General features: G+C 36.7%; 23 protein-coding genes and 1 pseudogene. All 24 read right to left on the reverse strand.

Features of this window, described 5'->3' with window-relative positions:
* Positions 1–6: 6 nt before the first annotated feature.
* The gene (gene mutM, locus PYW32_RS07800; protein WP_016174869.1) at positions 7–840 is read right to left on the reverse strand and encodes a DNA-formamidopyrimidine glycosylase; all 834 of its coding nucleotides are present in this window, start codon (positions 838–840) and stop codon (positions 7–9) included.
* Positions 841–854: 14 nt separating this feature from the next.
* Complete coding sequence (polA, locus tag PYW32_RS07805; protein ID WP_016174868.1) at positions 855–3,497, reverse strand: DNA polymerase I; 2,643 nt, start codon at positions 3,495–3,497, stop codon at positions 855–857.
* 114 nt (positions 3,498–3,611) lie between these two features.
* Positions 3,612–4,295: a Bax inhibitor-1/YccA family protein gene (locus PYW32_RS07810; protein WP_016174867.1), complete on the reverse strand. Its 684-nt coding sequence runs from the start codon at positions 4,293–4,295 to the stop codon at positions 3,612–3,614.
* A complete protein-coding gene (locus tag PYW32_RS07815; RefSeq protein ID WP_016174866.1) occupies positions 4,288–4,755 on the reverse strand; it encodes a MaoC family dehydratase in 468 nt (155 codons plus the stop codon). Before PYW32_RS07815 ends, PYW32_RS07810 begins: the two co-directional genes overlap by 8 nt.
* A 118-nt stretch (positions 4,756–4,873) precedes the next feature.
* Entirely contained in the window at positions 4,874–6,211 is a 1,338-nt protein-coding gene (gene murC, locus PYW32_RS07820) for a UDP-N-acetylmuramate--L-alanine ligase (protein ID WP_016174865.1), read from the reverse strand.
* 148 nt (positions 6,212–6,359) lie between these two features.
* Positions 6,360–6,821, reverse strand: a complete 462-nt coding sequence (locus PYW32_RS07825) for a SprT family protein (RefSeq protein WP_016174864.1) — start codon at positions 6,819–6,821, stop codon at positions 6,360–6,362.
* On the reverse strand, positions 6,818–8,983 hold the full coding sequence (locus PYW32_RS07830) for a Tex family protein (RefSeq protein WP_016174863.1): 2,166 nt from the start codon (positions 8,981–8,983) through the stop codon (positions 6,818–6,820). Before PYW32_RS07830 ends, PYW32_RS07825 begins: the two co-directional genes overlap by 4 nt.
* An 84-nt stretch (positions 8,984–9,067) precedes the next feature.
* On the reverse strand, positions 9,068–9,802 hold the full coding sequence (locus PYW32_RS07835; protein ID WP_102035474.1) for a metallophosphoesterase family protein: 735 nt from the start codon (positions 9,800–9,802) through the stop codon (positions 9,068–9,070).
* 242 nt (positions 9,803–10,044) lie between these two features.
* Positions 10,045–10,416: a VOC family protein gene (locus PYW32_RS07840; RefSeq protein ID WP_016174861.1), complete on the reverse strand. Its 372-nt coding sequence runs from the start codon at positions 10,414–10,416 to the stop codon at positions 10,045–10,047.
* Positions 10,417–10,421: 5 nt separating this feature from the next.
* Complete coding sequence (locus PYW32_RS07845; RefSeq protein WP_016174860.1) at positions 10,422–10,808, reverse strand: DUF1149 family protein; 387 nt, start codon at positions 10,806–10,808, stop codon at positions 10,422–10,424.
* A gap of 173 nt (positions 10,809–10,981) precedes the next feature.
* The gene (locus PYW32_RS07850; RefSeq protein WP_211210779.1) at positions 10,982–12,028 is read right to left on the reverse strand and encodes a SepM family pheromone-processing serine protease; all 1,047 of its coding nucleotides are present in this window, start codon (positions 12,026–12,028) and stop codon (positions 10,982–10,984) included.
* A gap of 5 nt (positions 12,029–12,033) precedes the next feature.
* Positions 12,034–12,510 carry a pantetheine-phosphate adenylyltransferase gene (gene coaD, locus PYW32_RS07855; protein ID WP_016174858.1) on the reverse strand — a complete coding sequence of 159 codons (477 nt, stop codon included), beginning with the start codon at positions 12,508–12,510 and terminating at the stop codon, positions 12,034–12,036.
* Between the two features lie 5 nt (positions 12,511–12,515).
* A complete protein-coding gene (rsmD, locus tag PYW32_RS07860; RefSeq protein ID WP_016174857.1) occupies positions 12,516–13,070 on the reverse strand; it encodes a 16S rRNA (guanine(966)-N(2))-methyltransferase RsmD in 555 nt (184 codons plus the stop codon).
* 463 nt (positions 13,071–13,533) lie between these two features.
* Positions 13,534–13,878 (reverse strand): YlbG family protein, encoded by a 345-nt coding sequence (locus tag PYW32_RS07865; protein WP_016174856.1) that lies wholly within the window; start codon positions 13,876–13,878, stop codon positions 13,534–13,536.
* On the reverse strand, positions 13,868–14,293 hold the full coding sequence (locus tag PYW32_RS07870) for a YlbF/YmcA family competence regulator (protein ID WP_016174855.1): 426 nt from the start codon (positions 14,291–14,293) through the stop codon (positions 13,868–13,870). The genes PYW32_RS07865 and PYW32_RS07870 overlap by 11 nt, the downstream gene beginning before the upstream one ends.
* Positions 14,290–15,420 carry a CAP-associated domain-containing protein gene (locus tag PYW32_RS07875; protein WP_016174854.1) on the reverse strand — a complete coding sequence of 377 codons (1,131 nt, stop codon included), beginning with the start codon at positions 15,418–15,420 and terminating at the stop codon, positions 14,290–14,292. The genes PYW32_RS07870 and PYW32_RS07875 overlap by 4 nt, the downstream gene beginning before the upstream one ends.
* Positions 15,421–15,438: 18 nt before the next feature.
* Positions 15,439–18,867: a pyruvate carboxylase gene (locus tag PYW32_RS07880; RefSeq protein WP_016174853.1), complete on the reverse strand. Its 3,429-nt coding sequence runs from the start codon at positions 18,865–18,867 to the stop codon at positions 15,439–15,441.
* Positions 18,868–18,893: 26 nt separating this feature from the next.
* Positions 18,894–20,060: an FtsW/RodA/SpoVE family cell cycle protein gene (locus tag PYW32_RS07885; protein WP_016174852.1), complete on the reverse strand. Its 1,167-nt coding sequence runs from the start codon at positions 20,058–20,060 to the stop codon at positions 18,894–18,896.
* 3 nt (positions 20,061–20,063) lie between these two features.
* Positions 20,064–20,363, reverse strand: a complete 300-nt coding sequence (locus tag PYW32_RS07890; protein ID WP_016174851.1) for an Fpa/YlaN family protein — start codon at positions 20,361–20,363, stop codon at positions 20,064–20,066.
* A 363-nt stretch (positions 20,364–20,726) separates the two neighbouring features.
* Positions 20,727–22,562 carry a translational GTPase TypA gene (gene typA, locus PYW32_RS07895; protein ID WP_016174850.1) on the reverse strand — a complete coding sequence of 612 codons (1,836 nt, stop codon included), beginning with the start codon at positions 22,560–22,562 and terminating at the stop codon, positions 20,727–20,729.
* Positions 22,563–22,717: 155 nt separating this feature from the next.
* Positions 22,718–23,494, reverse strand: a complete 777-nt coding sequence (locus tag PYW32_RS07900) for an inositol monophosphatase family protein (RefSeq protein ID WP_016174849.1) — start codon at positions 23,492–23,494, stop codon at positions 22,718–22,720.
* Positions 23,495–23,499: 5 nt separating this feature from the next.
* Positions 23,500–23,775: a UPF0223 family protein gene (locus PYW32_RS07905; protein ID WP_016174848.1), complete on the reverse strand. Its 276-nt coding sequence runs from the start codon at positions 23,773–23,775 to the stop codon at positions 23,500–23,502.
* A gap of 102 nt (positions 23,776–23,877) precedes the next feature.
* A pseudogene (locus PYW32_RS07910) lies at positions 23,878–24,249 on the reverse strand (YxeA family protein).
* A 124-nt stretch (positions 24,250–24,373) separates the two neighbouring features.
* The gene (locus tag PYW32_RS07915) at positions 24,374–24,967 is read right to left on the reverse strand and encodes a DUF5052 family protein (RefSeq protein ID WP_016174845.1); all 594 of its coding nucleotides are present in this window, start codon (positions 24,965–24,967) and stop codon (positions 24,374–24,376) included.
* Between the last annotated feature and the right edge of the window lie 54 nt (positions 24,968–25,021).

Below are 25,021 nucleotides of genomic sequence, written 5' to 3' on the forward strand. Positions count from 1 at the left end.
GTTGTCTCACCCTTTCCGTTTTTGACACGTTGGACAATAATGCGTCCCGCGTTGCGCCACTTTGGTTTTCACAATCGGTGTTTGACAACGTGGACACGGTAGATTGGTTTGTCCATAGGCATTTAACGCCACTTGGAACGTGCCAGCTTCACCTAACGCATTCGCATATGAACGAATCGTGGTACCACCTGCTTCGACTGCTCGTGCTAAGACATCGATAATTGCTTGATGCAGACGGGTCGTTTCCCCATCATCTAACACGTTAGCTGGCGTTTCAGGATGAACTTGCGCTTCCCAGAGTGCTTCATCCACATAGATGTTGCCTAAACCTGTCACAAGCTTTTGATCTAGCAATAATGGTTTAATTGCTTTAGATGAACGTTTTAATTTTTCTTGGAAAGTTTCCAAATAAAAGACATCTGGTCGAGGTTCGGGACCTAATTGTTTAATCCCTTTGTATTCGCTACTTTCATTTTTCAGAACCAACACCATCCGGCCAAATTTACGCACATCATTGTAAGAAAGACGTGAATGGTCAGTAAAATGAAAAATGACGTGTGTGTGTTTATCAATCACATCTTGTTGGTCAGTATCAAATCCATATTTTCCTTCCATACGTAAATGCGAAATCATATCAAAATTCGTCAATTTAAAAATTAAAAATTTTCCACGACGCTGAATATCTTCAATAGTTTGACCCACTAAATTATTTTGAAACAATTCTACTTCGGGAGATTCAATAATTCGTGGCCAACGAACATCCACTGATTCGATTGTTTTTCCTTTAACTAAATGTACAAGTCCTTTGCGAACTGTTTCTACTTCTGGTAATTCTGGCAAATTTGGTCACCTCTTTATTTTGCTTCATACCATGTTTTTCCCCAACTACTGTCGGTCACTAATGGTACGTGTAAAGACACTGCTGTCTCCATCACTTCTTTTACAAGTTGATTCAATTGTTCTAATTCAGATTCGGGTACTTCAAATACCAATTCATCATGTACTTGTAAGAGCATGGTCGCTTCTAATTTTTCTTCTTTCATGCGACGGTCCAATTCAATCATCGCAATTTTCAAAATATCAGCCGCACTTCCTTGGATTGGCGAGTTAATTGCTGTGCGTTCTGCAAACGAGCGTAAGTTGAAATTACGTGAATTAATATCTGGTAGATAACGACGACGATGATACAACGTCTCAATATATCCTTTATCTTTGGCTTCTCGAACCACTGTTTCCATGTATTCTTTTACACCGGGATAACGATCAAAATAGGTATCAATGTATTGTTGCGCCGCTTTTCGAGTAATGCCTAAGTTTTGTGACAAACCATAATCGGAAATGCCATACACAATTCCAAAGTTAACCGCCTTAGCTTGACGACGCATATTCGGTGTGACATCTTCGGCTTTTTCAATACCAAACACCCGCATAGCGGTACTTGAATGAATATCTTGTCCTTCTAAAAAGGCTGCTTTCAAATGCTCATCATCAGAAATATGCGCTAGTACGCGCAATTCAATTTGTGAGTAATCGGAAGAATAAATGACCCAATCTTCTTTTCTCGGTACAAAAGCTTCACGAATTTTACGACCTTCTTCTAAACGAATCGGAATATTTTGCAAGTTTGGATCCACTGAACTTAAACGTCCGGTTTGCGTTAAGGTTTGGACATAGCGCGTATGAATTTTCCCATCACCTTGAATCATTTTTAGCAGACCTTCAACATAAGTCGATTGAATTTTTGAAATCTGACGGTAAACCAAAATATCTTCAACAATTGGGGCTTGTTCTTTTAATTGTTCCAAGACATCTACTGCAGTCGAGTAACCTGTTTTGGTTTTCTTGATAACAGGTAGACCCATTTTTTCAAATAAAATAACTCCAAGTTGTTTCGGTGAATTCAGATTAAATTCTTCGCCTGCTTGCGCATAAATTTTTTGTTCAATTTCATGCAATCGCTCTGCAAATTCACCTTTCATTTGGTTCAGACGTTGCGCATCGACTTTAATACCAGTAATTTCCATCTCTGCCAAAATATTAGATAATGGAAATTCTATTTCGTAAAATAGTTGTGTCTGACCTTTTTCTTCTAATTCTTCCACTAACTTTTCACTTAACCAGTCAATGGCTACAATTTTACGTGCTAAGTGCGCAAAGAATACCTCTTCATCTTCTGGTAAACCTTTTTTCGCACCACGTCCGTACACAACATCATCGGATTGAATTTCGGTATAACCATAATGTGCTGCCACAGCCGCAATATCATTGCTATTGTCATTTGTATCTAACAGATACGCTGCTAATAATACATCATAAGACAACCCTTTCGGACGACCAATATAACGATTTAACGCTACTTGTGTTCGCTTAGCATCATAGACCTTTTTCTTTTTCGTTTCATCAAATAACCAGTCCTGAAACGCTGCATCTTCAAAAACTGCTTCGTTACGAGCAACATAAATCTTTTCTTTTGTTCCCCAAGCAATTCCGACAATATCTTCAATATGATAATTATCGCCTAACATTTCAATATATAAAGCAGATTCTTCTGTAAACATCTCTGGGGTTGTTTCTTCGACGACTTCAAACAAAATATCCGTCATCTCTTGATCATCAACTACGTTCAAACGCTCTAAGAAAGTTTTAAAGTTCATTTCTTTATAAAAAGGAACTAATTTGTCTAAATCTTTGCCTTCATATTTTAGAGAATCAATATCGACTTCTACGGGAGCATCAATATTAATTGTAGCTAACTGTTTTGAAAGAAAGGCTAATTCACGATCGTTTATTAAGTTTTCTTTCATCTTGCTTTTTTTCATCTCATCAATATGTTCATAAATTCCTTCCACGGAATCATATTGCTTCAACAATTTAATCGCAGTTTTTTCACCAATTTTGGTTACGCCAGGAATATTATCAGAAGCATCTCCTGCTAAACCTTTCATATCAATGATTTGTAACGGAGTTAAACCATCGTATTTTTCCGCAATGTGTTCAGGTGTGTATGATTCAATATCACTTACACCTTTCACTGTAATGTCGACTTTCACTTGCTCAGTCGCTAATTGCGTTAAATCACGGTCACCGGTTAAAATCACGACATCAAATTGTTCTTTATCCACGCGATTGGCTAACGTACCGATAATATCATCCGCTTCGTAGTTATCTAATTCATAATGTTTCACACCTAATCCATTGATTAATTCACGAATATATGGCATTTGTTCTTTAAATTCACCTGGTGTTTTTGCACGTCCACCTTTATATTCTTCGTACATCGCATTACGGAATGTCGTTTTCCCTGCATCAAAAGCCACCAATACATGCGTTGGTGCTTCTTTAGCCATCACATTCTCAAACATATTATTGAATGCATAAATCGCATTGGTGTGCAGTCCATTATTGTTTTTAAAGCGTTCTAGCGAATTATGTAACGCAAAAAACGCACGAAACGCGACGCTATTGCCATCCACTAATAATAATTTATTTTTTGTCATTTTTTTGGCTCCTCACTTGAAACATTCTCTCTTATTCTAACAAAGAAATCTGGGGAATGCGATTATTTGAGTACAAAAAAACGAACATTGGTTTGCCAATGTTCGTTTGCTTGATTAGTCTCTTGAAAAGATACGTAATAGCGATAGGAAGAGGTTGATAAAGTCTAAATACAGTTGCAATGCCATGAAAGCCGCTAACCCTAGATTATCTTGTCCTTGTGAAGCAAAGTAGACCTGACGGATACGTTGGTTATCGTATGCTGTCAAACCAACAAAGATAAGCACTGTCACATAAGATAAGAAGTAATCGACACCAGAACTTTGCAAGAACATGTTAACGATAGTTGCAATAATCACACCGAATAATAAACCAATACCCGCACGACCAATACCGCTTAAATCACGTTTCGTAAATGCCCCATACAACGCCATTACTAAGAAAGTAATTGTCGCTACAACGAAGGCCTTACCTGCATTTCCTACACCGTAAGCTAAAATAGTAACGGATAAAACAATTCCATTGAGTAACGCATATACAATAAATCCAGCCAATGTCAAAGATGGATTTTTTTGTGCTTTGGCACTTAGAACAATCACTAAGATAATCTCAGCAATCCAAATTCCAGTTAATCCTAATGGGAAGTTTTGAATAAACGCTAGTGTTTGTTCTAGAAAAATGCTACCGCCTAAAAAGGCAGCTAATGCGCTAATTCCTAAGCCCATTCCAAAGATACTATACACTTTTGCATAAAATTTATTTAAACCAGTTGTCTCTTCAATGACTTGATGATTATTCATTTGTTTCCTCACTTTCTTCAATTAAAATTGGTGGTTGAACCATCACAACCGCATCTAATACACGGTCATTTTCCGTATTCACTGCTTCCACAGAAATGGTAATGACATCTTTCATTTTATCTACTTTGATGACTTCAAAATCAAATGTCAATGTTTCGTAATGGTAGACAGGTTCCACAAAGTTCACAGAGAAATTCACCACATGTGAGCCTGGTCCAGGTAAATGTTTTGAAATAGCGCTTGTGACAATCCCCATCAACATAATTGATGGAACAATTGGTCGTTCGTACGCTGTTTGACGCGCATAATCATGTTGTACATACAACGGATTGGCATCATTTGTTAATCCTAAATACAACAGCAATTGATTGTCTTCAATTGATTCTGTAACGGATAACGATTCACCTTCCTCAATCTCATCAATGGTTTTTCCTAGTTTTCTTGGTTTACCTATATCCAAAATAGCAGACCTCCAAATTATATAGTTTCTCTTATTTTATCAAATGCACAGAAAAGTGCAAGTTTCCTTGCTTTAAAAAAAAACGAATGATAGCAACTGCTACCATTCGTCGAATTTCTTACAATACGTTACGTGTTGTGCCACTTAATAATTTTTCATAGGATTGTTCAAATTTTTGCACATCGCCGGCGCCCATAAAGATAATCACGGCATGTTCATGATCTAATAGTGGTGAGACATTATCTTCTTTAATGACTTGTCCACCTTTTGTAATTTTTGCACCCAAATCTTCAATTTTTACATCGCCTTGGGTTTCACGAGCAGAACCGAAAATGTCACATAAATACACTTGGTCGGATAAGTCTAAAGCTTCCGCAAATTCATCCATTAAAGCAATCGTTCTAGTGAACGTATGTGGTTGGAATACCGCAATGATTTCTTTATCTGGATATTTTTGACGTGCACCATCAATCGTTGCTCTAATTTCAGCTGGATGATGTGCATAATCATCAACAATCGTCATATCCGCCACTGTTTTTTCGCTAAAGCGACGTTTCACACCTTTAAATGTCAACATTTCTTGCGCAACTTTTTCCATATCAAAACCTTCTAAATGAGCTGTCGCAATCACGCCTAATGCATTGTTAATATTGTGTTGTCCAAATGCTGGTAAAGCGAAATGGCCAATCAATTCATCGTGAAAATACACATCGAATTCAGAACCTTCTGTTGTACGAACGATATTACGTGCTTGAATATCATCATCTTCATTGACACCATAATAATAAATTGGTGCTTCTGCTTCTAATTTGCGCAAGTATTCATCGTCACCAAACGCTAAAATACCTTTTTTTACTTGATGCGCCATTGTTTGGAATGCTGAGAAAACATCTTCAATGCTTGTATAATAATCTGGATGATCGAAATCAATATTTGTCATAATCGCATAATCTGGTGAATATGCTAAAAAGTGACGACGATATTCACATGCTTCAAAAGCAAAGAATTCTGCATCTGGTTCACCATGACCTGTCCCATCACCAATCAAATAACTTGTTGGACGAATCCCTGTCAAGACATGTGCAAGTAAGCCTGTTGTACTTGTTTTTCCATGAGAACCAGTGACAGCAATACTTGTAAATTGTTGAATAAAGTCACTAATAAAATCGTGGTAACGAATTACTTCCAAACCTAATTCACGGGCACGTACCAATTCTTCGTGAGCATCCGTAAACGCATTTCCAGCAATCACTGTTAACCCTTCATGGATATTTTCGGCATCAAAAGCATACAAAGGAATCCCTGCACGTTCTAACTCACGTTGGGTAAAGAAATATTCTTCTACGTCAGAACCTTGTACTTGTAACCCTTTTTCGTGCAAAACAAGTGCTAAAGAACTCATACCTGAGCCTTTGATTCCTACAAAATGATAGATTTTTTTATCTGGATTTGTCATAATTCATTGTCCTCATTTCTCAAACATTGTCTATATAAAGATTTATTTATCGTAATTAAGTATATTGAACCAGGATACATTATCTTACAAATTCTCAAAAATAGCAACGAGTTTTAACTTATAATAGACAAGATTTAATTTTCTCTCATTATTTTCCTAAAGAAAGAACCCTTGTCTCAACGTAGGTTAGCTTCCCATGACAACTAGCACAAACATAGCGTTGAGTATTTATTTTGCGGCGACGTTGCAAAGATTTTCCACATGTTTGACAGTGATAAATGATCACTTTGACTTCTTGAGAGACACGTGGCGCAAAGCACAAACCACCCGTTTGCATCAACAGTTCTTTAAATGATGCATCCTGATGTTGGTACCCTTTTCCTTCCAAATGCAAATGATAATGACACAACTCATGTTTAATAATGCCAATTAAGACGTCTTCACCATGTACCAGCATTTTAGGATTAAAATCTAAGTGGTGGTCGTTTAAATGATACCGCCCACCTGTGGTTTTTAACCGTGCATTAAAGATGGCCTGATGACAAAATAGTTTTCCAAAAGAATCGAGTGAAACTTTTTCTACTAATCGTTGTAATTCTTCTGACGTCATTTAGACGCTCCTGGATCTAGCATTGTCAAACTGATGCGCCCTTTAGTCACATCTACTTGATCAATCCAAACGGTGACCACATCACCAACCGATACAATATCTTTTGGATGCTTGATAAATGTCTTACTCAACTTAGAAATATGAACCAATCCATCTTGTTTCACGCCAATATCAACAAATGCGCCAAAATCAATCACATTGCGGACAGTTCCTTTCAATTCCATGCCTGATTTTAAATCTTCCATAGAAAGCACATCTTTTCGTAAAAGTGGTGCGGGCATCTCGTCACGCATATCTCTTCCTGGTTGCAATAATGCTTTGATACTATCCAAAACAGTTTCTTTACCGACAGCTAATTGCTGGGCTGTCTGTGAAACATTTAGTTGATTCAATGCGTCTTTAGCAGTGTCCGTTCCTAATTGTGTGAAAGACAACTCAGCCAATTCAAGAATTGCTTTGGCAGTATCATAACTTTCCGGATGGATACCAGTATTGTCTAAAATATTTTTCCCACCTGGAATACGCAAAAATCCAATGGCTTGTTCGTACGCTTTGGGACCTAAACGCGGCACTTTTTTCAGTTGATTACGTTGTACAAACGCACCATTTTCTTCACGATAGTTCACAATATTTTGAGCAGTTGTTTTATTTAATCCAGAGACATGTTGCAATAGCTGTGGACTAGCTGTGTTAACATCAACTCCCACTTGGTTAACCACTGTTTCGACAACAAAATCCAATTGTTCTCCTAAACGTTTTTGCGATACATCATGTTGGTATTGTCCCACACCCACTGCTTTCGGTTCAATTTTTACCAACTCTGCTAAAGGATCTTGAAGACGACGAGCAATACTAATTGCACTACGTTCTTCTACTGGTAGTTTCGGAAATTCTTGACGTGCGGCATCGCTTGCTGAATAAACTGAAGCGCCGGCTTCATTGACAATCACATAGAAAACATCACGAGAAATTGTCTTTAATTGTTCTGCAACAAATTGTTCCGATTCGCGACTCGCTGTCCCATTCCCGATAGCAACCATATCTACTTGGTAGGTTTCAATTAGTTTTTTCAACGCAGGACCAGCTGCCTGACGTTTGTCTGCGGATGCCGGTTTATGTGGATAAATGACTTCAATCGCTAATAACTTGCCTGTTGCATCGACAATTGCCAATTTACAACCTGTCCGGTAAGCTGGGTCAAATCCTAAGACAACTTTTCCTTTTAATGGCGGTTGCAATAATAGATTCCGTAAATTTTCACCAAAAATTGCTATCGCTTGTTCATCGGCTTTTTCTGTCAATTCGTTGCGAATCTCGCGTTCGATTGCTGGACCGATAAAACGTTTGTACGCATCTTGGTACGCTTCAATAATGAACGGTGTTGCTGTTGATTGTGGTTGTTGGATTAATTGGCGGTGAAAATAATCAAAAATTTTCGTTTCATCTGCTACTAATGAGACTTTCAAAATATCTTCTTTTTCACCACGATTTGTTGCTAAAATACGATGAGAGACAATTTTATGAATCGGCTCTGAGAAATCATAGTACATTTCATAGACACCTTTTTCATCTTTTGCAGCATCTTTGACTTTACTGGTATAACTACCTTTATTAAAAAGGTAGCTACGAATCCATGTCCGGAAAGTAGCTGAATCACCAAATTGTTCCGCCAAAATTTCATGTGCGCCTTGTAACGCTTGTTCCGGTGTTTCAATTATTTCATTCATAAAGGATTGCGCATACTGATATACATCGTCTTTTGGAAAAGCCAATAACCAGGTCGCCAGAGGTTCTAAGCCATTTTCTTTTGCAATTGTCGCTTTTGTGCGTCGTTTTTGTTTAAAGGGACGATACAAATCTTCCACTTGTTGCATTTTTGTTGCTGCCAAAATAGCCGTTTGTAATGCTGGTGTTAGTTTCTCTTGTTCTTCAATTAAACGAACCACTTCTTCTTTACGTTTTTCTAAGTTTTCTAAGTACGTGTACCGTTCGTCAATCTCACGAATTTGGACTTCATCTAATCCACCTGTCATTTCTTTACGATAACGAGCAATAAAAGGGACTGTATTCCCTTCTCCTAATAATTGCAAGACTTTCGTTAGTTGGTTCCCACGATACTGGGTAAGTTCGTTTTGTAATAACTGAATAATTTTATCGTTCATTTGCTAGATTCCTTTCCTCAAATATCCTCTTTAGTGTAACACAAAATAAACGCAGATGGATATGTTCCCATCTGCGTTTAAAGGTTAAAAATCAGGACGCCATGGACCTGACATATTTTGATATTCGATGTCTTGAACAATGCCTTTTTGATCAAAAATAACACCATGAACCGAGCCGCCAAAGACCGCTCCCCCATCAATGCCAATCTTGTTATCCGATAACCATAAATCGGTTGTTTGCATATCTCCATGCAACATTGGTGTGATTGTATGACCAAAAACAATCACTTTTCCTGTAGTATTTTTTCCAGTATGAAATGCCTCTCGAATCCAAATAAAATCGCGTGGATCGGTTTCTTGCCAATTCTTTTTCGTCAAATCAACTCCAGCATGAACAAATAAATACTTGCCCCATTCAAAACTCAAGGGACGATCCATTAAAAAATCAACGAGTTCTTTATAACGTGAGCGAATCATCATGGCAATTTCTGTAGGCGAATATTCTTCGGTCGCTCCTGAATGCAGTAAACTATCAATCGTTTCTTTACCACCATTACGAACATAACCCGGCATCCAATCTTCTGGTGCATGTAAAAATTGCAAGAAATATTCTTCATGATTGCCTCGCAAGTAAATCGCGTCATACTTTTCCACTAACGATTGACCTAATAAAAAACATTCTTTACTCTTTTTTCCACGGTCATTCAAATCGCCAATTAAGACTAATTGATGATTAATTGGATCGAAATCTTCTAATAACTTTTGAAACAAATCAAGTTGACCATGAATATCACTAATTACATAGATATATGACTTCATATTGTTCATCCCCTTTCCTTAAGTATACGCCTTTTTTCAAACGAATTCATGGATAATCGTTGCGCTTTATTTAAGAACTAGCTATACTTGAACACAAGGATGTGAGCGTATTGACGAAATGGACGCACTATTGGTTACAATTTAAAGCTGACATGAAAGAAGTAATTCGTACAGGCGCTATTGCAAATGATTGCCAAAAATAAAAAATGATCCATCGTATAAATACACGATGAATCATTTTTTTATTTACCAGAAACAGCGTAATAATTACCATCCGGATCAGCGAAATTAAAGACCATTTGCTCTTCCATTTGAATTAATTCGCCGACTTCAACGTCCATTGTTACTAATTTTTTATATAAATCAACAATCTGATTTGATACAAACATAATAGATGGTGAATTTGTTGCAACTTCTGGTGAATGACGTTCGATAAATTCACGATCATATAACACAAAATGTGTTTGCGCATCGTTTGAAGCTGCGATTTCTACCACCAAAGTACCATCTAATTCTTGTTTTTCAATAATGATAAAACCTAGCTCTGTCCAAAAATCAATGGCTGCAGACACATCATTAACATAAATCATTACTTGCATTTCATTTGAAAACATCTTGTTTAGTCCTCTTTTTCTTGATTATTAAAATTTAATTTAATTCCCGGCTCATCAGTCACAACTTCTGTCACTTCATATGTTAAACGTTGTAACATTTCAAACAATGGCTCGACTAATTCATCTGCTTCAACTTTTGATAAATCGTTAGGACCCGCAATTTTACGGTTCACAATGTGGTTTACTTGTCCAATGGCACCACTAATAATAAATTCAGGGAAAACAACTTCAAATTGCAAACGAGCACCTAAGATAGTGTTTTCTTCTGGATAGTTTTCTTGCGGTTTCAATGGCGCAAAGCCCACATTTAATTTTGTTTCTGCTTCTTGTTCTGGGTTACGCATATCAAAGTGATACGCTTCAACTACTGGTTTTTGTCTTTTGATTTCCAAACTTCTCACGCTCCTTAACAAAAGTATATCATAATTTAAAGTTGGAACCTATTTGTAACTTTTGTTTTCCATAAAACAAAAATAGGCTAGAACCTAAACCTCTGTCAACGTAAAATATCCGAACGACTTCGCTATCGTCCGGATATTTTACATGCTGTTGCAACCACTTTTTATTATGATTTCATTTTTTCAAGATAAGTTAACGCATCTTGTAGCGTTTTGACTGGTACAATTTTCATATCTGATTTCATTTTTTTCATCGCATCTAACGCTTCTTCATAATTGGACTTCAATTCTGGATATGCTGCTTTTTGTTCTTTGGTAATTTCATCATCTGGGGCAAAGAAGATTTCAACCCCTTCTTGACTGGCGCTTGCGACTTTTTTATCAATGCCACCAATCCGACCAATCGTACCATCATTATCCATCGTTCCCGTACCAGCAATCTTTTTCCCTTTGCGTAAGTCTTGATTTGTTAATTGTTCATAAATTTCTAATGTAAACATCAGCCCTGCGGAAGGCCCTCCAATATTTTCAACATGAAAATCGATTTTATCCTCGGATTCAATTTCGGTATGATCTACTAGTGTAATACCAATACCAGCTTTCTTATTGGATTCTAAGGTAATCAATTTGGCGGTTGCTTCTTTTTCTTTACCATCTTGAAGATAGGTGATTGTCACTTCTTCATCCACTTTTTTACTTTGAACATACGTCATAAATTCTTGCGTGTTGGTAAATGTTTTACCATCTACTTTAGTCACAGTGTCACCCACTGAAATCTTGTCAATAAAATTTGATTTGGGATCAATTCCCATGACATAGACACCCTTATACTCAAAATGATATGGACGCTTGGCTTGTTTCAAAGCTTGTTCAATCGCATTGTTTTGCGAAGATGTCATATAGTATTGCTGAATGCGGTCGTATTCAGCACCGCTGGAACCACCGAATAATTCTTCTTCACTCACTAAGTCTTCAAAAGGATCAAACTTGGCTTTCAGTGCTGTTACAGCCGTTGCTTGGCGAATTCCCACTGAAGTTAGTGAAAATGAACCCGGATTATCATCTTTTTGGTCATTTACTGTAACGAGTTCTTTTAAATCAATCGTTGAGCCTGGTTGCTCAATGTAATAAGGCAACGGAATAAATACACTTGCCACAATGGTCAATGCGACAACAATTGCTAAAAGATAATTGACAGAACTTCTATTTTTCATTTTCATCACCGCTTCTTAATCGCTTCATAGACATTCTTTGGAAGATATTTTTGAACATCTCCTCCAAATAATAGCACTTCTTTAATTAAACTAGAACTGATATGACTATACTCCGATTTCGCTACTAAGAAGACTGTTTCCAAGTCAGGATCTAAATGACGATTCATCTCCATAATTTCGCGTTCGTATTCATAATCTTTCATACTACGCACCCCGCGTAGTAAAAAATTTGCACCTAAACGTTTTGCCGTAGTTACCGTCAGTTCTGTTTCTTGAGAAATCACCGTAACATTAGGTAAATGTGCGACCGCGTCTGTTACTAACTTGACTTTTTCTTCTACTGAAAAAAAAGAATGCTTATTCGTGTTGACGAAAATCCCTACATAAAGTTCATCAAAAAGTCTTGCTCCTCGTTCGATGGTATCTAAATGTCCCATCGTTAACGGATCGAAACTGCCTGGAAATAATGCGATTTTTTTCATATCACTTAGGCCTCATTTCTATAAATAGTTACTGCAGTCATCCCATAGACTTGATGCCTAATTTGAACCAATGACTGCAATTCTTCTGGTAAAACAACACCTTTATCTGTTTCACAAACCACGAGACAATCTGATTTTAACAAATTTAATGTGAGCATTTGTTCTAGTTGAGCAACAATTTGTTGTTTCGCATAAGGTGGATCTAATAAAAGCAAATCAAAAGCTTGTTCTTCAGCAGCTAATTTTTGAATCGCTTGATTTGCATCCATCTTTAAAGTGATAAATTTTTGTGGTTCTTTCGTTATTTTAATATTTTCTTGAATGACTTTCATGGCAGGATAACTACGATCCACACAAACAGCTTGATCCATTCCTCTTGAGATTGCTTCAATGGCTAGTCCACCACTGCCTGCAAATAAATCTAAGACTTGTCCTCCGTCAAAATAAGGACCAATCATGTTAAAAATCGATTCTTTTACTTTATCAGATGTTGGTCGTGTATTATCGCCATCCAAACTTTTTAAACGGCGACCACGATAATCTCCCGATACTACGCGCATATGGTTATTCCTTTCACTACTTTTATTTTTCCGTTTCGCTATGTTTGACGAATCGCTGTGATTCGAAACGACGGACACTACCTTCGCTTCGCTCTGCTAGTACTGTTCAGCATCAGCTTTCGTACTCCCACTGGTCGACGAATCGCTGTGATTCGAAACGACGGACACTACCTTCGCTTCGCTCTGCTAGTACTGTTCAGCATCAGCTCTCGTACTCCCTCTGGTCGACGAATCGCTGTGATTCGAAACGACGGACACTACCTTCGCTTCGCTCTGCTAGTACTGTTCAGCATCAGCTCTCGTACTCCCTCTGGTCGACGAATCGCTGTGATTCGAAACGACGGACACTACCTTCGCTTCGCTCTGCTAGTACTGTTCAGCATCAGCTCTCGTACTCCCTCTGGTCGACGAATCGCTGTGATTCACAGCAAATAGGTTGGGCTTTGCAGTCCAACCTTGTTTGCTATACGTTTTCGGCTAGGCGAATGGTGGCATTTCTTTCTTCAATGTCGTCCTTGTCTTCCATTACTTGGAAGGCAGCTTTGGTGCCGATTTTCTCAGCAAAGTTCATTTCAATATCTGGACGATGCGAAATATCAACATGGCGCACAAAATGCAGGCGCTCAATTTTTTCCATATTTTCTACAACATTTTCCTCGTTCACATACATTAAGACATATTTCATCCGTCTTGATACATAATGAACGAATCCGAAACGACGTAAGTTTTTTAACTGACGCAAACTATACACCCAGACAATAAGTCCTCGTCTTTTTTCCATCGTAAATTCTTCAGAATTAACCGACATGGCATTTCCCTCCACAACTTGATCTTGTTTCAAAGAATGGATTTCCGGTATCAACTTTAATATCATCCGAAATGCAATGAGCAATTTTGATACCCATTTCATCTAAAATTCCTTGTAACTCTGTTTCTGAAAATCGAAATTCTGCAACTAACGGATGCAAATCCAACACACGTTTTGATTTTCTTAACGCACGTTGTTTCTCACGATGATCGGGGGCATAACCACCATATGCTGCCACACGATCAAAGGCATCTTTTTTACTTAAAAAATCAGTACGAATAGCTTGAACTTCCGAATTTTCATATAATACTTTTTTATTTCCAATATAAGATTGAAATGTTTGGCTATTTTTCAAACATGACAACACTTTCTGTACTTGGTCTTCTATCTCAAAAAATTGATCATCGTAAATCAATTGGCGTCACTGTCCTCTGTTTTATTTTCTAATTGCTGTAATAAGACTACCACATTCTCTTTTGAAAAGGCAATCCCTAAAGACTCAGGTTCTTGATGCATAAACCGAGTATGCAAATAAGGTGTACTATACCATGTCAAAATCGTAAACATCGGATCATAGACGGGTAATTCCAAATAAACATTTGCCGTATCTGTCGAAAATTCTTTGAGTACATCTTCCATTTCCGTACGAGACAATGTAAAGCGACCATCTTCTGTGCCATTTTGAATTCTCTTCAACTGCTGTGTACGTTCAGTCGTTAAAAATTCCTCCGTTTTCGCGAAAAATCCGCCTAAAATTTGCTCACCAAGCATTTGATTTTTCGCATCCAATATAAATTCCGGTAAACGATCATAATTTCTTAAAAATTGAAAGAGATATTTGCTTTGTTCTTGTTTGTTTTGATTAATAACTTCCCAATCAGCAGTTTCTTCTGTGGTAAAACGTGGCGATACACCATCTGTTACTTGATAAGGTGCGAGCTTTAATAACGTCTCTTTGTCCAAATACATGACACTATATAACGAACTTTCCCCTTTTTTCTGACTGAAAAATAAAATAGCAAACGTCCTATTATCAAAAGCAATCAATGGACGATAATTCATATCATCTTCCATTAATTCAAAAGCAATCGTTTTCCCTTCATAATTCAACGTAAAATTGGGATAAATCATGGTAATTTTTGCCAATTCATTCATCGTCATCCCGAATCGAAAAGGCGCAATCGTGTCATTTTCTTTTCCTAAAAATTTGATACTAGTAATACGTTTATCTTCTGTGTTGACTTCTACATATGTCTGATCGTCTATTGTATAGCGATGTATAACAAAAGAAAATCCAGAAGAATAAACCTCTTCTGGATTTCCATAAACCGTTTCGAAATCCGCTAGTTTTTGCCCAATCCATTTGGCAAATCCATCCGTCGCAATTGGTTCATAGTTCCAAGATGTCGCCGGTGGTTCTCTACGAATTTCATTTTTATTAGACGGATCAGAGGAAACTTGAGGAAACCACACAGGATACATATACAATAGGAAAATACACCCTATGAAAATCACACTAAATAAGATTCCTCGATGTTTCATGCTGATTCCAGCCTCTCATTATTTTTCTGCTACTTCGATTAATAAATCTCCTGATGAAATTGGTTCACCTTCTGTAACATATACGTGATCAACTGTTCCGTCAAAACGTGCTTCAATGGATGTTTCCATCTTCATTGCTTCTGTAACTAACAATGTGTCGCCACGTTTTACTTGGTCACCTTTTTTCACTAAAACTTGTAAAACAGATCCAGACATTGTTGCACCAATTTGTTCTTTGTTTGTTGGTTCAGCTTTACGCTTAGCAACAACAGTGCTCTTAATTGAGGTATCTTTCACTGTAATTTCACGACGTTGGCCGTTCAAGTTAAAGAATAATGTACGGTTTCCTTCAATATCCGCATCGCCAATTTCATCTAAGCGAATAATCAAGTTTTTACCTTTTTCGATTTCAACATTGATTTTTTCACCTGGACGCATCCCATTAAAGAATGTTGGTGTATCCAATACTTTAATATCAGCAAATTGATCATACGCTTTACGATAAGCTAAGAAAATTTCTGGATACATCAAGTAGCTTAATACTTCATCATGCTGTGGTTCATAACCGATTAATTCAGCTAACTCTGCTTTAACTTCTTCAAAATCAACTGGTTTTGCCAAAGCACCTGGACGCTCTGTATATGCTGGACGGTCTTTGATGATAATTTTTTGTAATTTCTCAGGGAATCCACCAGTTGGTTGTCCTAATTCTCCTTGGAAGAAAGTAATCACTGATTCTGGGAAGCTAATTGACTCACCACGTTCATACACATCTTCTTCTGTTAGATCATTTTGAACCATGAATAACGCCATATCGCCTACTACTTTAGAAGAAGGCGTTACTTTTACGATGTCACCAAACATCATATTCACTGTATGGTACATTTTCTTAATTTCATCCCAACGATCGCCTAAGCCAACCGCTTTTGCTTGTTGTTGCAAGTTAGAATATTGTCCACCTGGCATTTCATGCATGTATACTTCTGTTTGAGGAACGTTCAAGCCACTTTCAAATGGTTGGTAATACATACGTACATCTTCCCAATAATGGTTTAACTCTTGAACATTTTCAATATTAATATCTGGTACACGTTTACCATTTACTAATGCGTAGTATAAACTGCTCATGCTTGGCTGACTAGTATTACTACTCATCGCACTCATTGCCACGTCAACAATATCAACACCGGCTGTTACAGCTGCAGAGTAAGTGATAATCCCATTTCCGCTTGTATCATGCGTATGCAAGTGAATCGGTACATCGACTGTATCTTTTAATTCACTAATTAAACGATAAGAAGCTTGAGGTTTTAACAATCCTGCCATATCTTTAATAGCAATTGTATGTGCACCTAGCGCTTGTAACTCTTTTGCCATATCTTTGTAGTATTGCATTGAATATTTCGCTCTAGAAGGATCATTAATATCTCCTGTATAACAAATGGTTGCTTCAGCAATTTTTCCAGCATCGCGAACAGCTTGAATACTTTTCTCCATTTGTGGAATCCAGTTCAAGCTATCAAAGATACGGAAGACATCAATTCCTTGATGTGCTGCTTCATTGATAAATTCAACTAACACGTTATCTGGATAATTTGAGTAACCTACAGCATTTGAACCACGGAACAACATTTGTAGCAATGTATTTGGCATTTTTTTACGTAAAATACGTAATCTTTCCCATGGATCTTCTGTTAAGAAACGATAAGCTACGTCAAATGTCGCGCCACCCCACATCTCACTTGAGAATAATTGTGGAATTGCTTCTTCTGTTTTGCTAGCAATTTTTTCTAAATCATGGGTACGTACACGTGTTGCCAATAAACTTTGATGCGCATCACGGAACGTTGTATCTGTCAACAAGACATTTTTTTGTTCTTTAATCCACTCAACAACGCCATCTGCACCTTTTGTATCCAAGATGTTTTTAGCCGTTACTAAGTTTTCAACGCGCTCTAATTTTTTCGGCATACGTGGTTCATCAAAGAAACGTTTTTGTTGTTTCTCGATACCAGGGAAACCATTGACTGTGATTTCACCAATGTATTTCATTGTTTTATTTCCGCGGTCACGAGTACGTGGGAATTCAAACAGTTCTGGTGTTGTATCGATGAAAATCGTTTTTGCATCACCGGAACGGAATTGAGGATGACGAACAACATTACGCATAAATGGAATATTTGTTTCCACACCACGGATACGGAATTCTTTCAAGCAACGTTCCATTTTATTAATTGCTTGTTGGAAAGTGGAACCATGTGTACATACTTTTACTAATAAAGAGTCAAAGTAAGGTGTTACAACCGCACCAGCGTATGCATTTCCCACATCTAAACGCACACCAAAACCACCTGGTGAACGATACGTATCAATTTTACCTGTATCCGGCATAAAACCGTTCAATGGATCTTCTGTTGTGACACGACATTGAATGGCTGCACCTTTAAATGTAATATTTTCTTGCGTTGGAATACCGATTTCTGTATGCAAGTTTTTGCCTTGCGCAATTAAAATTTGTGTAGTTACAATATCAATATCTGTAATCATTTCTGTAATTGTATGCTCTACTTGGACACGTGGGTTTACTTCGATGAAATAGAATTTATCATTTTCTACTAAGAATTCCACTGTTCCAGCATTCACATAATTGACATGTTTCATCAATTGAACCGCTGCATTACAGATTGCCGCACGTTGTTCATCATTTAAGGAGACACATGGAGCAACTTCTACAACTTTTTGGTGACGACGTTGAACCGAGCAATCGCGCTCAAATAAGTGAACAACATTTCCATGAGAGTCCCCTAAAATTTGTACTTCGATATGCTTTGGATTACCGATATATTTTTCAACATATACTTCATCACTACCAAAAGCTGCTTTCGCTTCACTTTTCGCACGTTCATAACCATCACGTGCTTCTTTTTCATCATGAGCCACACGCATTCCGCGTCCGCCTCCGCCAAGAGCTGCTTTAATCATAACTGGATAGCCATGATTATTGGCGAATTCTAAAACACCTTCAACGGTTTCAACTGGACCATTTGACCCAGGAATGGATTGAATACCTGCTGCAATCGCTGCCTCTTTGGCTTTAATTTTATCCCCAAAAATATCTAAATGATGTGGTGTAGGGCCAATGAAAATAATTCCCTCTTCTTCACAACGTTTAGAAAATTCTAGGTTTTCTGATAAGAAACCATAACCTGGATGAATCGCTTCAGCGCCTGATTCTTTTGCAACACGAATAATATCTTCAATATCTAAGTAAGCATCAATTGGGCGTTTGCCTTTACCGACTAAATACGCTTCATCTGCTTTAAAACGATGAACAGAATATTCATCTTCCTCTGCATAGATTGCTACTGTTTTTATTTTTAATTCTACACACGCTCGAAATACTCGAATCGCGATTTCTCCACGGTTCGCAACAAGAATTTTTTTCATCAAACCACTCCTCTTTCACTTCTATATCAATAATTTAATTGATAGCTTTTTTTCTTTTCATCCGCACTAATATTCAGTACAAAACCAATACAGATAGAAAATACCAGTAAACTGGAACCACCCTGACTGATAAACGGGAACGTAATTCCGGTTAAAGGAATAATACCCGTAATTCCACCTAGGTTGATAAATACTGAAATTAAAAACAATGAGCCAATTCCGATACACATCATCGAATTGAACGCATCATTTGAACGAATGCCAATTAATATGATACGTGCAATCATATAAAATAATAAACCTAAAATAATGATTGCCACGATTAGTCCTAATTCTTCCACCACTATTGAAAATGCAAAATCGGTATGGGCAAATTTAAGGAATCCTTTTTTTTGAATACTATTACCTAAACCACGACCTAATAGTCCACCATTAAACATCGCGTAATAGCCATGAATTAGTTGGTGACCTTTCCCAAATTCATCACCGAATGGATCGCGAAAAATCGCAAAGCGGGATATAACGTGTGCTGGTAAAAAATATTTCCCGACAAGATTAACTAAAGTGACAGTCAAAAAACTACCCACTATCCCAATAATGCCAGTATATAATGTATAGAGGTAATTAACCCCACTACTTAACAACATAATCATCACTAACAAAACAATAACTGCTGCGTTCCCAAAATCGGGATAACACATGATGACAACAATTTGAAGTCCAATAATCATTAACAAACCTTTGACACTGGCAAAAAAATCTTCATGAATCATATGTTGACGTTGTGCTAGATTGGTAGCTAAAAACCATATCACGATCAATTTCAGAAATTCTACCGGCTGAATGGTTCCTAGACTTCCCAGTTTAATCCATCCATACGCTCCATTTGTTGCTTCTTTATCAAATAAAAAAACCACAAATAACGAAAGGGTGACAATAATCATCACGATTTGTAACAATTTCTTATTTTTTAAAAAATCTGTCTTCATCTTGTAAATAACAAAAATCGTAAATAAACTTAACAGCCAAAAAGCAAATTGTAATAATGCTTGACGGGTTGTACTCTGTCCACTTTCTAGCATAACATACGTTGTAGTACTATAAACCATCATTAGCCCAACAACGCTCAAAATAAGATACGGGATCAGGATACCTAAGTCTAACAGGTGCCGTTTTTTTATATCTTTAGGCAAGTCCTAAACCTCCTTGCCTATTTCGTTTGCCCGTGTTTCCTCGTATACTTCATTGTATAGTTGATTCAAGTCTTTTTCTAAATCACTTAATAATTGTTGACCTACTTCATTTGCGACAATTCCTAAACGAATAGCGAATGTAACCTGCCTTGACAAACCATACATTTGAGTATCTACAACTTCTTCAAAAGCCTTACATTGAGAAATACATAAGCTATTTTTTTGATTGCGAATTAACATACGAATACGATCTGCTTCTTGTACAAGAAGATCTAATGCTAGTTCTGGAGAAATAGATCCCATTTTCGCTCCCTCCTATCTTTCGTTTCATTATTATAGCACAACTTTCTATAGAATTGGATGTTTCAAATCACTAAGTTTTAACAAAAAATTGATAAAAACGAACAAAATCTTTGTAAATCACGTTTTTTTAAGAAGTTCAAACAAAATTCCGCTATATTTTTTTTATTCATTCGCTTTTCTTACAACCATTCAAACAATTTGTGAAACATCAACCGAATATGAAACATTTAGCCGCTTTCTATTGTAACTAAAATAAATCAAAACCTTATTATATCAACTTTTTATTTAGTCAATTCTTAAAGTTTCCCACAGATTGACAAAAAAAGCCATCGAAATTCCTTCGATGGCTTTTTTAAAATAAAATTATTCAGCTTTTTTCTTTTTCTTCGCTGCTTTTTCACGTTCGTTTTTGTTTAAGATTTGTTTACGTAAACGAATGCTTTCTGGCGTTACTTCACAGTACTCATCGTCATTTAAAAATTCTAAAGACTCTTCTAAAGATAAAATACGTGGTTTTTTGATAACTGACGTTTGGTCTTTATTAGCCGAACGCACGTTAGTCATTTGTTTTGCTTTTGTAATATTAACTGTTAAGTCGTTATCACGAGAATTCTCCCCAACAATCATACCTTCATATACTTCTGTTGTTGGTTCTACAAAAACTGTTCCACGTTCTTCAATACTCATAATAGAGTAAGTTGTCGCTTTACCTGTATCAATAGAAACTAACGCACCGTGGTGACGACCACCAATTTGTGTTGGAATCATTGGTAAGTATTGATCGAATGTGTGGTTCATAATTCCATAGCCACGTGTCATTGATAAGAATTCATTTGTATAACCGATTAATCCACGAGCTGGTGCCAAGAAGACAAGTCTTACTTGACCATTTCCTGTATTAATCATATCTTGCATTTCTGCTTTACGTGTACCTAAAGATTCGATAACTGAACCCATATATTCTTCTGGTGTGTCAATTTGTACACGTTCAAAAGGTTCACATTTCACACCGTCAATTTCACGTTCGATAACTTCAGGGCGTGATACTTGTAATTCATAGCCTTCGCGTCGCATATTTTCAATTAAAATTGATAAATGCAATTCACCACGACCAGAAACTGTCCATGAATCAGGTCCAAGTGGTTCAACACGTAAAGATACATCTGTTTGTAATTCTGACATTAAACGTTCTTCAATTTTACGAGAAGTGATATATTTACCTTCACGACCAGCAAAAGGAGAGTTATTTACTAAGAATGTCATTTGTAACGTTGGCTCATCAATATGCAGAATTGGTAACGCATCTTGATGGCTTGCAGGTGTTACTGTTTCTCCTACAAAGATATCTTCCATACCAGAAACAGCAATTAAGTCACCCGCTTGCGCTTCTTGAATTTCGACTTTTTGTAAACCGAAGAAACCAAATAATTTTGTTACACGGAATTGTTTAACAGAACCGTCTAATTTCATTAAGGCTACACTGTCGCCAACTTTAATTCTTCCACGGAAGACACGACCAATACCAATACGTCCTACGTAATCATTGTAATCTAATAAAGATACTTGGAATTGTAATGGTTCATCGCTATTATCAACTGGAGCAGGAATGTTTTCTAAGATAGTATCAAAAATTGGTGCCATTGTTTTTTCTTGATCTGCTGGATCATCTGATAAGCTAGATGTTCCGTTTAATGCTGATGCATAAATAACTGGGAAATCTAATTGATCATCATCTGCACCTAATTCAATAAATAATTCTAATACTTCATCAACAACGTGTTCTGGACGAGCAGAAGGTTTGTCAATTTTATTTACAACAACGATTGGTGTTACGCGTTGTTCCAAAGCTTTTTTCAATACGAAACGTGTTTGAGGCATTGTTCCTTCGTAAGCATCTACGACTAATACTACACCGTCTACCATTTTCATGATACGTTCAACTTCTCCACCGAAGTCCGCGTGTCCAGGAGTATCCATGATGTTGATACGAGTTCCTTTGTAATCTACAGCAGTATTTTTTGCTAAGATTGTAATTCCGCGTTCTTTTTCAATGGCATTAGAGTCCATTGCACGTTCTTGTAATTGTGTACGCGCATCCAATGTATCGGATTGTTTTAATAATTCATCTACTAATGTTGTTTTACCGTGGTCGACGTGGGCAATAATAGCTACGTTTCTAATATCATCTCTATGTTTCAATTTTATTTGCTCCTTTTAATTTGGCTTTACACTTGACGAGTAATTATAACAAATAATCTTTCTGAAAACTAGTGAAAAGTTTTCAGTTGCACATTTTTTTTCAAAAAAAGAAAAAACTTCAAAGTTAGGGGTTGCTAACTCTGAAATTTTCCATCTTAATTATTCGCTTGTTGTGATAATACTAACATTTCTTCGTATGCGTGAGGAGTTCCTGCTAAGAAACGCTCACGACCATCTAATTTTAATTTTCGACCAGTGATATGGCTCATTTTCATCCCTAAGGCTTCAATTAAGACACCACCGGCTGCATAATCCCAAGGAGCAAGATTTGAAACATAACCAACGCGACGGCCTAACACCATCCCCATTAATTCTAATCCAGCACACCCAGACATACGAACGCCCATCGAACGATCTCCCATAATTTGTGCATTATGACTATTTCGGGCATACATTGCAGCATTCATGCCCAATAAGCCTTCACTTAAAGGAATATCTGCTGGTTGAGGAACGCGTTCTTCATTTAAGAATACTCCGATGTCACGACCACCCCATAAAAGTTGTCCTTTCATCACGTCATAAATAAATCCTAATATACCTTGACCTTCTTCATAAACTGCTAGCATGATACAAAAATTTTCGCGTTCTAATACAAAATTCATTGTACCATCAACCGGATCAATAATGAATACACGACCACTCCATTTGTCCAAATGATCTTGTCCATTCTCTTCGCCTAAAATTCTAGCTTGTGGATCAAAAGCAACAATTTTTTTCACAAAATAATCTTGTGTCATTTTGTCAACATTGGTGACTAAATCTTTGCGATCCGTTTTAGTATCAACTGTTAATTGATTAGCCAAAAGTGCGGTTTTAATCATTTCACCTGCTTCAGTCATCCAGTGCTTGATTTCACTAATTAATATTTGCATGATGGTTATCCTTTCATTTTCAACTTACCAGTAGAATTATTTTTCGCTTCTTGTACTGTTCGATACAACGAATAACCAGATAACTCTTCAAATTCTCTACCTAAGCGACGTTCTTCACCAATGCTACGAACGACTGTTTTAAATGCTTGATGTGTTTTCAAAAATTTTTCTGTAGGTATACCTTTTTCATAAGCTTGTTCTAATGCATCCCACATGTTCATGACTAGCACCATTTCATCTGTTGTCCAGTCTAAATTTAAAGGATATTGATACTCTCTCATATAGTTCCCTCACTTTACTCTCTTCTTGTTTAGTTTATCATAGATATCTTACGAGTAAAACAATTGTCTTGAAAATGAAAAAAAGCTGATTTTCTCAGCTTTTTACTCTAATTTTTCTAATGCTTTTTGTGGTACTTCTTCTTTTGATATTTCTTCATAGGTTTCGACGTGAGCACCTTTATTGGTTAATTTTAAATAGTGCCCTACTTTTAATTCGGAAATCCCATTAAAAGCAATCGGTCTTGTTTTGCCATTCTCATCGACTGCTACTTGTTCATAAGAAGCTGTCCCATAACCATTTACACTATCTGCTTTTTTGGTTTTTACATACACATAGCCTTCTTTCACCATAGGATTCAATTGATCTAAAATACCAGCAAGCTATCCGGATGATTGATTCGTATAAAGCGTTGTAGCAAACAATCCTCCTACCGCTAATAAAAGAATACCACCAATTTTTGCCATTAATTTCATTATTGTTTCCTCCATCTTCGTTTTGATACCTTTATTTTAATAGAAGAAAAATAATTATTATTCAGTCTCTAGTCCGAAAAAATTCTTAGGGTTTTGTCACGACAATCGATGACGAAAAACATTTTTATTCCAACAATGCTCTATCATAAATCGTGTAATCACAACGATAAACAAATAAATATTGTCCATCAATCAATAATCCCGTACTCTTTGGCACGTCTGTTTTGTATAACGAGACATTATTTCCACCATAAGTAGCAAGCGGTGTCCCGTTTTGGCTACGAATTAACACAACTTTTTCTTTACCTGAAAAAGAATTTTTAAAGTCATTAACTAATGAATTAATGACTGGTACACCTCGTTGAATAGTTTGAGCATCGACCGTTTCCGCATACTTATCAAAAACATTTTCTAATCCTTTTTCAGCAATAATCATTGATGAACCGACATGATGCATTTCTTTATTGCCAATCGTAATTTGGATAACTGAAGAATCCGCTGTCTCTGCATTTGTATCAAAGGTTGTATCGCGTTCAATTAAGACGGATTTCCCAGTAATTTTATCAATTAATTGACTTTGTTCATCATATGTCTGAATAACCATTTCAAGCCCTTTAAAACTTTCCTCAAATCCTTTAAACCACATTTTAATATCTTGACAACCAGCAAGAAACATCATCGATAAGACCATTGAGATAATTAGTGTTTTTTTCTTCATTGTTTTTGCTCCTTTATAAAAATAAGTACTTGCAACTTAAATATAGTTGAATTT

The organism is Enterococcus saccharolyticus subsp. saccharolyticus (assembly GCF_029023825.1).
GTDB lineage: Bacteria > Bacillota > Bacilli > Lactobacillales > Enterococcaceae > Enterococcus_F > Enterococcus_F saccharolyticus.

Bases quoted from the DNA above. Each gene is read 5' to 3' on its own strand.
- polA (WP_016174868.1), bottom strand. From the start codon at position 3,497: ATGACAAAAAATAAATTATTATTAGTGGATGGCAATAGCGTCGCGTTT.
- PYW32_RS07810 (WP_016174867.1), bottom strand. From the start codon at position 4,295: ATGAATAATCATCAAGTCATTGAAGAGACAACTGGTTTAAATAAATTT.
- murC (WP_016174865.1), bottom strand. From the start codon at position 6,211: ATGACAAATCCAGATAAAAAAATCTATCATTTTGTAGGAATCAAAGGC.
- PYW32_RS07825 (WP_016174864.1), bottom strand. From the start codon at position 6,821: ATGACGTCAGAAGAATTACAACGATTAGTAGAAAAAGTTTCACTCGAT.
- PYW32_RS07830 (WP_016174863.1), bottom strand. From the start codon at position 8,983: ATGAACGATAAAATTATTCAGTTATTACAAAACGAACTTACCCAGTAT.
- PYW32_RS07835 (WP_102035474.1), bottom strand. From the start codon at position 9,802: ATGAAGTCATATATCTATGTAATTAGTGATATTCATGGTCAACTTGAT.
- PYW32_RS07840 (WP_016174861.1), bottom strand. From the start codon at position 10,416: ATGTTTTCAAATGAAATGCAAGTAATGATTTATGTTAATGATGTGTCT.
- PYW32_RS07850 (WP_211210779.1), bottom strand. From the start codon at position 12,028: ATGAAAAATAGAAGTTCTGTCAATTATCTTTTAGCAATTGTTGTCGCA.
- coaD (WP_016174858.1), bottom strand. From the start codon at position 12,510: ATGAAAAAAATCGCATTATTTCCAGGCAGTTTCGATCCGTTAACGATG.
- rsmD (WP_016174857.1), bottom strand. From the start codon at position 13,070: ATGCGCGTAGTATCGGGAGATTATCGTGGTCGCCGTTTAAAAAGTTTG.
- PYW32_RS07865 (WP_016174856.1), bottom strand. From the start codon at position 13,878: ATGTCGGTTAATTCTGAAGAATTTACGATGGAAAAAAGACGAGGACTT.
- PYW32_RS07875 (WP_016174854.1), bottom strand. From the start codon at position 15,420: ATGAAACATCGAGGAATCTTATTTAGTGTGATTTTCATAGGGTGTATT.
- PYW32_RS07880 (WP_016174853.1), bottom strand. From the start codon at position 18,867: ATGAAAAAAATTCTTGTTGCGAACCGTGGAGAAATCGCGATTCGAGTA.
- PYW32_RS07890 (WP_016174851.1), bottom strand. From the start codon at position 20,363: ATGGGATCTATTTCTCCAGAACTAGCATTAGATCTTCTTGTACAAGAA.
- PYW32_RS07900 (WP_016174849.1), bottom strand. From the start codon at position 23,494: ATGCAAATATTAATTAGTGAAATCAAGCACTGGATGACTGAAGCAGGT.
- PYW32_RS07905 (WP_016174848.1), bottom strand. From the start codon at position 23,775: ATGAGAGAGTATCAATATCCTTTAAATTTAGACTGGACAACAGATGAA.
- PYW32_RS07915 (WP_016174845.1), bottom strand. From the start codon at position 24,967: ATGAAGAAAAAAACACTAATTATCTCAATGGTCTTATCGATGATGTTT.